Genomic DNA, 14038 nt, shown 5'->3' on the forward strand with positions numbered 1-14038 from the left:
TCGATTCGCGTCACGTGTTATTCGGTTTCCAGATCGATATCGATGCCGAGGGAACGAATTTCTTTGATCAACACGTTGAAGGACTCGGGCATGCCCGGCTCCATACGGTGATCGCCGTCCACGATGTTTTTGTACATCTTGGTACGACCGTTCACATCGTCCGACTTCACTGTGAGCATTTCTTGCAGAGTGTATGCAGCACCGTATGCTTCCAGTGCCCAGACCTCCATCTCCCCGAAACGCTGACCACCGAACTGAGCCTTACCACCCAGCGGCTGCTGGGTAACCAGGCTGTAAGAACCGGTAGAACGAGCGTGCATCTTGTCGTCTACCAAGTGGTTCAGCTTCAGCATGTACATGTAGCCAACAGTAACCGGGCGCTCGAACTTGTTGCCGGTACGGCCGTCGAACAGCTGCATCTGGCCGCTTTCTGGCAGGTCTGCCAGTTTCAGCATGGCCTTGATTTCGCTTTCCTTGGCACCGTCGAACACCGGGGTAGCCATTGGAACGCCGCCGCGCAGGTTCTTCGCCAGATCCAGGATTTCCTGGTCGGAGAAAGTGTCCAGCTCTTCTTTGCGGCCGCCGATCTCGTTGTAGATCTCGTGCAGGAACTTACGCAGGTCTGCGACCTTGCGCTGCTCTTCGATCATACGGTTGATCTTCTCGCCCAGCCCCTTGGCCGCGAGGCCCAGGTGGGTTTCAAGGATCTGACCAACGTTCATACGCGAAGGTACGCCCAACGGGTTGAGGACGACGTCGACCGGGGTGCCATTGGCATCGTGCGGCATGTCTTCAACCGGCATGATCACCGAGACCACACCTTTGTTACCGTGACGACCGGCCATCTTGTCGCCCGGCTGGATGCGACGACGGATTGCCAGGTAAACCTTGACGATTTTCAGCACGCCTGGAGCCAGGTCATCGCCCTGCTGCAGTTTGCGCTTCTTGTCTTCGAACTTGTCGTCCAGCAGACGGCGGCGATCAACGATGTAGGCCTGGGCCTTCTCGAGCTGCTCGTTCAGAGCATCTTCAGCCATGCGCAGTTTGAACCACTGGCCGTGCTCAAGACCGTCGAGGATTTCGTCGGTGATGTCCTGACCTTTCTTCAGACCTGCGCCGCCTTCGGCCTTGTGGCCTACCAGGGCGGAACGCAGACGCTCGAAGGTCGCGCCTTCGACGATACGGAACTCTTCGTTCAGGTCCTTGCGGATCTCGTCGAGCTGGGTCTTCTCGATGGACAGTGCACGAGCATCACGCTCAACGCCGTCACGGGTGAAGACCTGTACGTCGATGACAGTACCCTTGGTACCGGTAGGTACGCGCAGGGAGGTGTCTTTAACGTCGCTGGCTTTTTCACCGAAGATGGCACGCAGCAGCTTCTCTTCCGGAGTCAGTTGAGTCTCGCCTTTCGGAGTGACCTTGCCGACCAGGATGTCGCCAGCGCCAACTTCAGCACCTACGTAAACGATACCGGCTTCGTCCAGCTTGTTCAGAGCAGCTTCACCCACGTTCGGGATGTCTGCAGTGATTTCCTCAGGCCCAAGCTTGGTGTCACGCGCCACGCAGGTCAGTTCCTGGATGTGGATCGTGGTGAAGCGATCTTCTTGAACCACACGCTCGGACAGGCAGATGGAGTCTTCGAAGTTGAAGCCGTTCCACGCCATGAACGCGATGCGCATGTTCTGACCCAGAGCCAACTCACCCATATCGGTGGACGGACCGTCGGCCATGATGTCGCTACGCTGAACGCGATCACCCTTGCTCACCAGCGGGCGCTGGTTGATGCAGGTGTTCTGGTTCGAGCGGGTGTATTTGGTCAGGTTGTAGATGTCGACACCGGCTTCGCCAGTTTCAACTTCGTCATCGGCAACACGAACCACGATACGGCTGGCATCAACAGAGTCGATCACGCCGCCACGACGAGCCACGACGCAAACGCCGGAGTCACGGGCTACGTTGCGCTCCATGCCGGTACCCACCAGCGGCTTGTCAGCGCGCAGGGTCGGTACAGCTTGACGCTGCATGTTGGAACCCATCAACGCACGGTTGGCGTCATCGTGTTCCAGGAACGGGATCAGCGACGCCGCAACAGAAACTACCTGCTTGGGCGATACGTCCATCAAGGTGACGTCTTCTGGCGCCTTGACGGTGAACTCGTTCAAGTGACGAACAGCTACCAGCTCGTCGATCAGGACTTTCTTGTCGTTCATCGTGGCCGAAGCCTGAGCGATCACGTGATCAGCTTCTTCGATGGCGGACAGGAAAACGATCTCGTCGGTGACCAGGGCGTCTTTCACCACACGGTACGGGCTCTCGAGGAAGCCGTACTGGTTGGTGCGCGCATAGGCAGCCAGGGAGTTGATCAGACCGATGTTCGGACCTTCCGGCGTTTCGATCGGGCAAACACGACCGTAGTGCGTCGGGTGAACGTCACGAACTTCAAAGCCTGCACGCTCACGGGTCAGACCGCCCGGGCCCAGTGCAGAAACACGGCGCTTGTGGGTGATCTCGGAGAGCGGGTTGTTCTGGTCCATGAACTGCGAAAGCTGGCTGGAACCGAAGAACTCTTTCACCGCCGCAGCCACTGGCTTGGCGTTGATCAGGTCTTGCGGCATCAGGCCTTCGCTTTCGGCCATCGACAGACGCTCTTTGACCGCACGCTCAACACGCACCAGGCCAACGCGGAACTGGTTCTCGGCCATTTCGCCTACGCAGCGAACACGACGGTTACCCAGGTGGTCGATGTCATCGACGATGCCTTTGCCGTTACGGATGTCGACCAGAGTCTTCAGGACCGCAACGATGTCTTCCTTGCACAGCACGCCCGAACCTTCGATCTCGGTACGACCGATACGACGGTTGAACTTCATCCGGCCGACCGCAGACAGGTCATAGCGCTCAGGGCTGAAGAACAGGTTGTTGAACAGGGTTTCGGCAGCGTCTTTGGTTGGTGGCTCGCCAGGACGCATCATGCGATAGATCTCGACCAGCGCTTCCAATTGGTTGCTGGTGGAGTCGATCTTCAGGGTGTCGGAGACGAACGGACCGCAGTCGATATCGTTGGTGTACAGGGTCTCGATGCGAACAACCTGGGCCTTGGCGATTTTTGCCAGGATCTCGGTGTTCAGCTCGGTGTTGCACTCAGCCAGGATCTCGCCTGTGGCCGGGTGAACGATAACCTTGGCGGTAGTGCGACCCAGGACGTAGTCCAGAGGCACGTCCAGCGACTTGATACCGGCTTTTTCGATCTGGTTGATGTGGCGCGCAGTAATACGACGGCCAGCCTCAACAATGACCTTGCCCTTCTCATCCTGGATATCCAGGACGGCAATTTCACCACGCAGACGCGAAGCAATCAGCTCCAGGCTGAGGGTTTCATCCTTCAGGCTGAATACGTTGGTGGTGTAGAAAGCGTCCAGCACCTGCTCGGTGGTGTAGCCGAGCGCGCGCAGCAGTACCGAGGCCGGCAGCTTGCGACGACGGTCGATACGCACGAACACGCAGTCTTTAGGGTCGAACTCGAAGTCCAACCACGAACCACGGTACGGAATGATCCGCGCGGAGTACAGGAGCTTGCCGGAGCTGTGCGTCTTGCCGCGGTCGTGGTCGAAGAACACGCCCGGGGAACGGTGCAGCTGGGAAACGATTACACGCTCGGTACCGTTGATAACGAAGGTACCGTTCTCAGTCATCAATGGGATTTCGCCCATGTAGACTTCTTGCTCTTTGATGTCCTTGATCGCTTTGTTCGACGATTCTTTGTCGAAAATGATCAGACGAACTTTTACCCGCAAAGGTACGGCGTACGTAACACCGCGCAACACGCATTCTTTGACATCAAATGCCGGTTCGCCCAGGCGATAACCGACGTACTCCAGCGCAGCATTGCCGGAGTAGCTGATGATCGGGAAAACGGATTTGAAGGCCGCATGCAGGCCCACGTCGCGGAACTGATCTTTGGTCGCTCCCGCCTGCAAGAATTCACGATACGAATCCAGCTGGATAGCCAGAAGGTACGGGACATCCATGACGTCCGGCAACTTGCTAAAGTCCTTGCGGATACGTTTTTTCTCAGTATATGAGTAAGCCATCAGCGTTCCCCAGCTTGGTCACCTGCTTGTTTGGCCCTCCCGACGGGAGCAGCCAGAAAATCTTGCAAACCCCATGGTTTGCACCACCGCATCGGGTGGCTACAGCGCGTTAGTGGCGGCGACCGAGTCGACAGCCAAGAACGGAAAAAGGCCGGTGGCAAGAGCCACCAGCCATCAGCCTTCAGCTTAACGCTTGGGCTGGAAACGCAAGGTCGATGCTTACTTCAGCTCGACTTTAGCGCCTGCTTCTTCCAGTACTGCTTTGGCTTTGTCAGCGGCGTCTTTCGACACTGCTTCCAGAACCTGGGCAGGAGCGCCGTCAACTACAGCCTTGGCTTCTTTCAGGCCCAGACCGGTCAGTTCACGTACTGCCTTGATCACGTTTACTTTCTTCTCGCCAGCTTCCAGCAGCATGACGTTGAATTCGGTTTGCTCTTCAGCAGCAACAGCAGCAACAGCTGGGCCAGCGGAAGCAGCGGCAGCGGAAACGCCGAATTTTTCTTCGAAAGCTTTGATCAGCTCAACAACCTGCAGAACCGACATTTCAGCTACGGCGTTGAGGATATCGTCTTGGGAGATAGACATTGCTGTATTTCCTGAATTGGGGGACGGCCTACGCGGCCATCGAAATAAACAAAAAAACGCGAGAGAAGTTGCTCAGCCTTAGGCTGCTGCAGCTTCTTTTTGCTCGCGAACTGCGGCCAGAGTACGAGCCAGCTTGCTGGTAGCGCCTTGAATCACGCTCATCAGCTGCGAAATAGCTTCGTTACGGGTCGGCAGTGTTGCCAGTACGTCGATTTGGTTAGCTGCGAGGAACTTGCCCTCGAACGCAGCTGCCTTGATCTCGAACTTATCCTGACTCTTGGCGAATTCCTTGAACAAACGGGCAGCAGCGCCTGGATGATCCTTGGAGAACGCGATCAGAGTCGGGCCGGTGAACACGTCGTTGAGGACACTGTATTCAGTGTCAGCAACAGCGCGCTTGAGCAGGGTGTTACGTACAACACGTACGTATACGCCAGCTTCACGAGCCTCTTTACGGAGTCCGGTCATAGCGCCTACTGTCACACCACGGGCATCAGCCACGACAGCGGACAGAGCAGCTTTGGCAGCCTCGTTGACTTCAGCGACGATGGCCTTCTTGTCTTCGAGATTAATTGCCACGGGTTTAACTCCTGCTTGTTACCGTTTCATCTGGCCTAGGCCGGATGTCGTTTTGGTGTCTGATTCGGTAAGGAACCGGGAGCACCATCTGCGTAGGCTTGATGGTTTAAGACTTGCGTCGCCTACGGTCTTGGATAGCCCCCGCCAGGCAGGGACCCCAATTTTTTCAACTGGCGCGATCTCTCGCGCCAGTTTGTGTCTTATACGTCCAGCGAGCCTTGGTCGATGACCAGACCTGGGCCCATAGTGGTGCTCAGGGTAACGCGCTTGACGTAGATACCTTTCGAGGAAGCTGGCTTGATACGCTTCAGATCAGCGATCAGGGCTTCAACGTTTTCCTTCAGCTTGACGGCGTCGAAGCCGACCTTGCCAACGGAGGTGTGAATGATGCCGTTTTTGTCAGTGCGATAACGAACCTGACCAGCCTTGGCGTTTTTAACCGCGGTAGCTACGTCTGGAGTTACGGTACCGACTTTCGGGTTAGGCATCAGACCACGTGGGCCCAGGATCTGACCCAACTGACCTACAACGCGCATTGCATCCGGGGAGGCAATAACTACGTCATAGTTCAGGTCGCCGCCCTTCATTTCGGCAGCCAGGTCGTCCATGCCAACGCGATCGGCGCCAGCGGCCAGAGCAGCTTCAGCTGCCGGGCCTTGGGTGAAGACAGCAACACGTACGGTCTTGCCAGTACCGTGTGGCAGCACAGTAGCGCTACGAACGACCTGGTCGGATTTACGTGGGTCAACACCCAGGTTTACAGCAACGTCAACGGACTCGCTGAACTTGACAGTCGACAGCTCGGTCAGCAGAGCAGCAGCGTCTACAAAATTGTAGGACTTGCCCGCTTCGATTTTGCCGGCGATAGCCTTTTGGCGCTTGGTCAGCTTAGCCATTACACACCCTCCACGTTAAGGCCCATGCTACGAGCAGAACCGGCGATGGTACGCACGGCTGCATCCATATCAGCTGCAGTCAGATCCGCGTTTTTGGTTTTCGCGATCTCTTCCAGCTGAGCACGAGTTACGGTGCCAACCTTAACGGTGTTCGGACGAGCGGAACCGCTAGTCAGACCTGCAGCTTTCTTCAACAAAACCGAAGCCGGGGTCGACTTGGTTTCGAAGGTGAAGCTACGGTCGCTGTATACAGTGATGATCACTGGAGTCGGCAGACCTGGCTCAATACCCTGAGTACGGGCGTTGAAGGCCTTGCAGAATTCCATGATGTTCACGCCGTGCTGACCCAGAGCTGGACCGACGGGTGGGCTAGGGTTGGCCTGTGCGGCCTTCACTTGCAGCTTGATGTAAGCGGTAATCTTCTTGGCCATGAGGCACTCCAATTACGGGTTCAAGCGCCTCGAAAGGCTCCCCGGTTACTTGCGCGTTTATCCCAGTGACGACAAAACCCCACAGCCTAAGGCTGCGGGGTTGGGATGCTTTGTCAGCTAGACCTTTTCGACCTGACTGAACTCCAACTCTACCGGGGTAGAGCGACCGAAAATGAGCACCGCCACTTGGATCCGGCTCTTTTCGTAGTTAACTTCTTCGACAGTGCCGTTGAAATCAGCAAACGGACCATCAGTGACACGAACAACCTCGCCCGGCTCGAACAACGTCTTCGGCTTCGGCTTGTCGCTACCATCAGCAACACGGCGCAGAATCGCTTCCGCTTCCTTGTCAGTGATCGGCGCAGGCTTATCGGCGGTACCACCAATGAAGCCCATGACGCGAGGGGTATCCTTGACCAAGTGCCAAGTACCCTCATTCATGTCCATCTGTACCAGCACGTAGCCAGGGAAGAACTTGCGTTCGCTTTTGCGCTTCTGGCCATTACGCATTTCAACCACTTCTTCAGTGGGAACCAGAATTTCGCCGAAGCCATCTTCCATGCCTGCCAGCTTTACGCGCTCTAGCAAAGAGCGCATGACATGCTTCTCGTAACCCGAGTAAGCATGCACAACGTACCAACGCTTAGCCACGGGACACCCTTAGCCAACAATCAAGGAAACAAGCCAGCCGAGCAGGGAATCAAGCCCCCACAACAGCAACGCCATAACCAAAACAACAGCCACAACAATCAGCGTGGTCTGCGTGGTTTCTTGGCGAGTCGGCCAAACGACTTTACGTATTTCGGTGCGAGCTTCCTTAACCAGTACGGCGAAAGACTTACCCTTTACAGTCTGCAGACCGATGAAGACGGCCGCAGCAGCGAGAGCGAGCAATACGAGTACGCGGTACAGGATCGGCGAAGCAGAATAATACTGATTGCCAACAACGCCTACGACCACCAAAGCGACGACAGCGAGCCACTTAACCAGATCGAAACGAGAGCTTTGAGCTTCAGCCTTAGGAGTCATCTATGAAGATCCTGTGAAAAGAAAGCCAGATACACCACGTGAATCTGGCAGGTCAGGAGGGAATCGAACCCCCAACCTACGGTTTTGGAGACCGTCGCTCTGCCAATTGAGCTACTGACCTAAAACAAAATCAGGCCGACCATTATGCAGGCCTGAAAAAGACTTTACAACAACCAACCCCAAGAGACTTGAAACAACCCGACAACACCAGGTAAAAAAGAATCAAGCTGAGACAGCTGTTAAAACAAAGGCAGATATTTTCATATCTGCCTTGTTATATGGAGCTCTTGAGCGGATTTGAACCGCTGACCTCACCCTTACCAAGGGTGTGCTCTACCAACTGAGCTACAAGAGCAAAACACCTTGCACAACCTGCAAACTTGGAGCGGGTAGCGGGAATCGAACCCGCATCATCAGCTTGGAAGGCTGAGGTTCTACCACTAAACTATACCCGCGGAGCTTGCAGCTCACGCTAAAAATGGTGGAGGGGGAAGGATTCGAACCTTCGAAGTCGTAGACGTCAGATTTACAGTCTGATCCCTTTGGCCGCTCGGGAACCCCTCCTAAGCGAGCCGGCATTTTACATTACGCCGACCTTCTGTCAAGCATTTTCTCATTAAAAATATGAGGTTAGCTGCGTGACGATCGCTTCACACCAATTTCCCAAGTAGGTCATCGCTGTGGAGCGGGCGCCATTCTATGCAAACTATTCGACACTTGCAATGCCTTCGCACGGCATTATTTTATGTTTTAACTCATTGAATTCATTAGCAAGGCTTTCAAACGGCAGATCGTCAGCCAAGCGGCGACTTTCAGGTGCCACACGCAACCAAAAAGCGGGCATACCTGCACCAGCCAATGACTGGATCCTGACCTTGATATCCAGACTGGTCAGGCGCTGCTCGAGGAACTGCGCCTGCTCCTGACTGGCAAAGCCGCCTATATACAAGCAACCGGCCGGCGCTTCTGGCGCCCTGGGCCGATCACGACGGGTCATTGCGTCCGCTGACTCACTCAGCAATTGAATATCCTGCTGAGAGCCCCGATACAGCGCCAGGGGCGTTACATCCTTCGCACGCAACGGGGCCTCCTGCTGGTGCCAGATGTAATAAAAGACATTGAGAACCAGCAACAACAGAAACAACCAACGCATAGAAACCTCAAGACAAAGGGCATGCCATCGCCAGACCAACAAATACCAGGTCCGGAACGAACCGAGCGCCTGGCAGAGCATCGGCGACTAACTCAGCATCACCACCCGTAAGGAATACTGAGAAGTCTTCGCCCCAGTAACTCTGGGCCAGCTCCAGTTGCGACTCAGCGAAGCCGCGAAGCATGAGCGTACAACCACGCTCTACGGCTTGTGCAGTCGTACGTCCAGGCACCAGGCTTTCCAGCGCACGCTCAGCTGCAACATCGTCATAACGTATTTTACGGGTGTGGGTTCGCAGCTGATTGCGCATCAGCGGCATGCCAGGGCAGATAAATCCCCCAAGATGCTCGCCATCCGCCGTAATGAAATCAGCAGTGGCCGCCGTACCAAAATCCAGCACCAAACATGCCCCAGAGGCCAGGCGGAAGCCTCCCAGCATTGCCAACCAACGATCCAGCCCCAGGCGGGCATATTCCTCATATCCATTGCGCACACCCGCCATCTCACGCGACGGCGCAGCACAGCTTATAGAGACACCAAAAGCGGCAACCAACACGCCGACCAGACGATTCGTCTCCTCCTGGGCGCGCACGCTCACCAACCTACAGTGTTGCAGTGAAAGACCAGCCAATGAATGGAGGCCACCCAACAACGCCACATCGGAATCCACAACGCCTTCAGCGAAAACGACCGCCTGGTTCGCCTCCAGAACTCGCCATTTGATGAAGCTATTCCCACAGTCGAGCTCAAGAATCATCACGCAACCTCAGGCTTAACTCACCGCCACTGTATATTTTCTCAACACCATCCACTTCGAGACGCAGCGCGCCCTGACCGTCAATACCTAGCACAACCCCGTCTACTTGGTTAACACCGGCGATCAATGACACCGCCCTGCCCTGCCATAGATGACTCCGCTCCCACTCCTCGCGGATCACCGAGAAGCCGGAATCTCTATGACGCTCGAGATAAGCCTGCAATGCCTGACCCAGGTGAGCGACCAGATGATTTCGATCTACCCTGCGACCCGTTTCGAGCTGTATCGATGTCCACTGCTGATCAACTTCTGCGGCGCTTTGCATGTTGGCATTGATACCAATACCGAGCACTACATGGCACACATCAGCAGGATCGCCTACCAACTCAAGAAGGATGCCCGCAATCTTTTTTGACCCAACAAGAACATCATTCGGCCATTTCAAACCCGAACCCTGAACACCCAGGTCGCGCAGGGTTTGCATTACCGCCAAGCCCACCACAAGACTCAAACCTTCGAGCTGTCGCAAACCACCATCGATACGAAGTACAAGGCTGTAATAAACATTCTGTGCAAACGGACTGACCCACTTACGCCCTCGACGCCCCCTGCCTGCAGTTTGCTGCTCCGACAGAACCAGGAACGGCGCCGCCTGCCCCGCATCGATTAGACGCAAAGCTTCGGCATTCGTGGAGTCGATGGTATCCGAGATGAAAACCGAACCCGCACAGACCGGCGACTTCAAGGCGATCTCGTCAGCACTCAATAGAACCAGCGGGGATGCCAATTGATAGCCTTTCCCCCTGACCTTATGAATCGTCAGGCCCAGCTCAACCTCCAGATGCTGGAGCTGTTTCCACACAGCACTACGACTGACACCCAGGACCGCACCTAGCGCTTCACCCGAGTGGAATCGGCCATCTTTCAGAAGTTTTAACAACGTCAGCATGCAGGTCTCGCCTCACAATGAGGCACGCATGATAGCCATGCGCAGAGCCATTGCATAGAAAGCAACATAACAGGCGATAGAGCAACCTCAACTAGACAACCGACCAAGAATTTTCCGGTTTTCGCCCGCCCAAAACAAAACCCCAACTGCTTTCGCAATTGGGGTTTCGGAATTTAATCTTGACGATGACCTACTCTCACATGGGGAAACCCCACACTACCATCGGCGATGCATCGTTTCACTGCTGAGTTCGGGATGGGATCAGGTGGTTCCAATGCTCTATGGTCGTCAAGAAATTCGGGTACTGAGTCGTGGCAAGTGCCTCGCTTCAGCAAATTGGGTATGTGACAGCTTTCGGTGTTTTGTGAGATTCGAACTTTCGGTTCATTTCGTCTTCACACACCGCAATCTGATGCTCTTTCGAGAAACAAATTGCTTGGGTGTTATATGGTCAAGCCTCACGGGCAATTAGTATTGGTTAGCTCAACGCCTCACAGCGCTTACACACCCAACCTATCAACGTCGTAGTCTTCGACGGCCCTTCAGGGAACTCAAGGTTCCAGTGAGATCTCATCTTGAGGCTAGTTTCCCGCTTAGATGCTTTCAGCGGTTATCTATTCCGAACATAGCTACCCGGCAATGCCACTGGCGTGACAACCGGAACACCAGAGGTTCGTCCACTCCGGTCCTCTCGTACTAGGAGCAGCCCCTCTCAAATCTCAAACGTCCACGGCAGATAGGGACCGAACTGTCTCACGACGTTCTAAACCCAGCTCGCGTACCACTTTAAATGGCGAACAGCCATACCCTTGGGACCGGCTTCAGCCCCAGGATGTGATGAGCCGACATCGAGGTGCCAAACACCGCCGTCGATATGAACTCTTGGGCGGTATCAGCCTGTTATCCCCGGAGTACCTTTTATCCGTTGAGCGATGGCCCTTCCATACAGAACCACCGGATCACTAAGACCTACTTTCGTACCTGCTCGACGTGTCTGTCTCGCAGTCAAGCGCGCTTTTGCCTTTATACTCTACGACCGATTTCCGACCGGTCTGAGCGCACCTTCGTACTCCTCCGTTACTCTTTAGGAGGAGACCGCCCCAGTCAAACTACCCACCATACACTGTCCTCGATCCGGATAACGGACCTGAGTTAGAACCTCAAAGTTGCCAGGGTGGTATTTCAAGGTTGGCTCCACGCGAACTGGCGTCCACGCTTCAAAGCCTCCCACCTATCCTACACAAGCAAATTCAAAGTCCAGTGCAAAGCTATAGTAAAGGTTCACGGGGTCTTTCCGTCTAGCCGCGGATACACTGCATCTTCACAGCGATTTCAATTTCACTGAGTCTCGGGTGGAGACAGCGCCGCCATCGTTACGCCATTCGTGCAGGTCGGAACTTACCCGACAAGGAATTTCGCTACCTTAGGACCGTTATAGTTACGGCCGCCGTTTACCGGGGCTTCGATCAAGAGCTTCGCGTTAGCTAACCCCATCAATTAACCTTCCGGCACCGGGCAGGCGTCACACCCTATACGTCCACTTTCGTGTTTGCAGAGTGCTGTGTTTTTAATAAACAGTCGCAGCGGCCTGGTATCTTCGACCGGCATGAGCTTACGGAGCAAGTCCTTCACCCTCACCGGCGCACCTTCTCCCGAAGTTACGGTGCCATTTTGCCTAGTTCCTTCACCCGAGTTCTCTCAAGCGCCTTGGTATTCTCTACCCAACCACCTGTGTCGGTTTGGGGTACGGTTCCTGGTTACCTGAAGCTTAGAAGCTTTTCTTGGAAGCATGGCATCAACCACTTCGTCACCCAAAGGGTAACTCGTCATCAGCTCTCGGCCTTAGAATCCCGGATTTACCTAAGATTCCAGCCTACCACCTTAAACTTGGACAACCAACGCCAAGCTGGCCTAGCCTTCTCCGTCCCTCCATCGCAATAACCAGAAGTACAGGAATATTAACCTGTTTTCCATCGACTACGCTTTTCAGCCTCGCCTTAGGGACCGACTAACCCTGCGTCGATTAACGTTGCGCAGGAAACCTTGGTCTTTCGGCGTGGGTGTTTTTCACACCCATTGTCGTTACTCATGTCAGCATTCGCACTTCTGATACCTCCAGCAAGCTTCTCAACTCACCTTCACAGGCTTACAGAACGCTCCTCTACCGCATCACCCGAAGGTGATACCCGTAGCTTCGGTGTATGGTTTGAGCCCCGTTACATCTTCCGCGCAGGCCGACTCGACTAGTGAGCTATTACGCTTTCTTTAAAGGGTGGCTGCTTCTAAGCCAACCTCCTAGCTGTCTAAGCCTTCCCACATCGTTTCCCACTTAACCATAACTTTGGGACCTTAGCTGACGGTCTGGGTTGTTTCCCTTTTCACGACGGACGTTAGCACCCGCCGTGTGTCTCCCATGCTCGGCACTTGTAGGTATTCGGAGTTTGCATCGGTTTGGTAAGTCGGGATGACCCCCTAGCCGAAACAGTGCTCTACCCCCTACAGTGATACATGAGGCGCTACCTAAATAGCTTTCGAGGAGAACCAGCTATCTCCGAGCTTGATTAGCCTTTCACTCCGATCCACAGGTCATCCGCTAACTTTTCAACGGTAGTCGGTTCGGTCCTCCAGTTAGTGTTACCCAACCTTCAACCTGCCCATGGATAGATCGCCCGGTTTCGGGTCTATTCCCAGCGACTAGACGCCCTATTAAGACTCGCTTTCGCTACGCCTCCCCTATTCGGTTAAGCTCGCCACTGAAAATAAGTCGCTGACCCATTATACAAAAGGTACGCAGTCACCCAACAAAGTGGGCTCCCACTGCTTGTACGCATACGGTTTCAGGATCTATTTCACTCCCCTCTCCGGGGTTCTTTTCGCCTTTCCCTCACGGTACTAGTTCACTATCGGTCAGTCAGTAGTATTTAGCCTTGGAGGATGGTCCCCCCATATTCAGACAAAGTTTCTCGTGCTCCGTCCTACTCGATTTCATGACTAAGAGATTTTCGCGTACAGGGCTATCACCCACTATGGCCGCACTTTCCAGAGCGTTCCGCTAATCTCAAAGCCACTTAAGGGCTAGTCCCCGTTCGCTCGCCACTACTAAGGGAATCTCGGTTGATTTCTTTTCCTCAGGGTACTTAGATGTTTCAGTTCCCCTGGTTCGCCTCTTAAGCCTATGTATTCAGCTTAAGATAACCATCTTATGATGGCTGGGTTCCCCCATTCAGACATCTCCGGATCAAAGTCTGTTTGCCGACTCCCCGAAGCTTTTCGCAGGCTACCACGTCTTTCATCGCCTCTGACTGCCAAGGCATCCACCGTATGCGCTTCTTCACTTGACCATATAACCCCAAGCAATCTGGTTATACTGTGAAGACGACATTCGCCGAAAATTCGATAATACTCAATTTGAGTAACTCACAAATTTTACCTTAGCCTGATCCGTTACCAGTGAAAGTAACGTTCAGTCTATCTTTCTATCACATACCCAAATTTTTAAAGAACGAACTAGTCAAAGACTAGAAATCAACATTCACCATCACAATGATGGAATGCTCATTTCTAAGCT

10 protein-coding genes, 4 tRNA genes and 2 rRNA genes are annotated in these 14038 nt (G+C 54.3%); all 16 read right to left on the reverse strand.

The features are described from left to right. Positions 1–17: 17 nt before the first annotated feature. Positions 18–4091 carry a DNA-directed RNA polymerase subunit beta gene (gene rpoB / locus ACSSVH_RS23475; protein WP_029299252.1) on the reverse strand — a complete coding sequence of 1358 codons (4074 nt, stop codon included), beginning with the start codon at positions 4089–4091 and terminating at the stop codon, positions 18–20. 219 nt (positions 4092–4310) lie between these two features. Beyond that, positions 4311–4676: a 50S ribosomal protein L7/L12 gene (gene rplL, locus ACSSVH_RS23480; RefSeq protein WP_003210093.1), complete on the reverse strand. Its 366-nt coding sequence runs from the start codon at positions 4674–4676 to the stop codon at positions 4311–4313. Between the two features lie 78 nt (positions 4677–4754). Further along, complete coding sequence (gene rplJ, locus ACSSVH_RS23485) at positions 4755–5255, reverse strand: 50S ribosomal protein L10 (protein ID WP_003176433.1); 501 nt, start codon at positions 5253–5255, stop codon at positions 4755–4757. A 200-nt stretch (positions 5256–5455) separates the two neighbouring features. Beyond that, positions 5456–6151 (reverse strand): 50S ribosomal protein L1, encoded by a 696-nt coding sequence (gene rplA / locus ACSSVH_RS23490; RefSeq protein ID WP_003176434.1) that lies wholly within the window; start codon positions 6149–6151, stop codon positions 5456–5458. Beyond that, positions 6151–6582, reverse strand: coding sequence for a 50S ribosomal protein L11 (gene rplK, locus ACSSVH_RS23495; RefSeq protein ID WP_003210097.1), 432 nt, complete (start codon positions 6580–6582; stop codon positions 6151–6153). Before rplK ends, rplA begins: the two co-directional genes overlap by 1 nt. Positions 6583–6699: 117 nt before the next feature. Beyond that, positions 6700–7233: a transcription termination/antitermination protein NusG gene (gene nusG, locus ACSSVH_RS23500; protein ID WP_003176436.1), complete on the reverse strand. Its 534-nt coding sequence runs from the start codon at positions 7231–7233 to the stop codon at positions 6700–6702. Between the two features lie 9 nt (positions 7234–7242). Continuing rightward, on the reverse strand, positions 7243–7611 hold the full coding sequence (secE, locus tag ACSSVH_RS23505; protein WP_076964128.1) for a preprotein translocase subunit SecE: 369 nt from the start codon (positions 7609–7611) through the stop codon (positions 7243–7245). Between the two features lie 45 nt (positions 7612–7656). Next, positions 7657–7732 (reverse strand) — tRNA-Trp (locus ACSSVH_RS23510). 158 nt (positions 7733–7890) lie between these two features. Beyond that, positions 7891–7966 (reverse strand) — tRNA-Thr (locus ACSSVH_RS23515). A gap of 26 nt (positions 7967–7992) precedes the next feature. Further along, a tRNA-Gly gene (locus ACSSVH_RS23520) sits at positions 7993–8066 on the reverse strand. A 24-nt stretch (positions 8067–8090) separates the two neighbouring features. Next, positions 8091–8175, reverse strand: a tRNA-Tyr gene (locus ACSSVH_RS23525). Between the two features lie 142 nt (positions 8176–8317). After that, complete coding sequence (locus ACSSVH_RS23530; RefSeq protein ID WP_492633800.1) at positions 8318–8764, reverse strand: hypothetical protein; 447 nt, start codon at positions 8762–8764, stop codon at positions 8318–8320. A 7-nt stretch (positions 8765–8771) separates the two neighbouring features. Next, positions 8772–9521 carry a pantothenate kinase gene (locus tag ACSSVH_RS23535; RefSeq protein WP_170041632.1) on the reverse strand — a complete coding sequence of 250 codons (750 nt, stop codon included), beginning with the start codon at positions 9519–9521 and terminating at the stop codon, positions 8772–8774. Next, positions 9511–10470 carry a bifunctional biotin--[acetyl-CoA-carboxylase] ligase/biotin operon repressor BirA gene (gene birA / locus ACSSVH_RS23540; protein ID WP_172312359.1) on the reverse strand — a complete coding sequence of 320 codons (960 nt, stop codon included), beginning with the start codon at positions 10468–10470 and terminating at the stop codon, positions 9511–9513. Before birA ends, ACSSVH_RS23535 begins: the two co-directional genes overlap by 11 nt. Before the next feature lie 177 nt (positions 10471–10647). Beyond that, a 5S ribosomal RNA gene (gene rrf / locus ACSSVH_RS23545) occupies positions 10648–10763 on the reverse strand. A 154-nt stretch (positions 10764–10917) separates the two neighbouring features. Next, positions 10918–13811: ribosomal RNA gene (locus tag ACSSVH_RS23550) — 23S ribosomal RNA — on the reverse strand. Positions 13812–14038 lie beyond the last annotated feature (227 nt).

The sequence above is a fragment of the Pseudomonas sp. HC1(2025) genome, assembly GCF_058742075.1.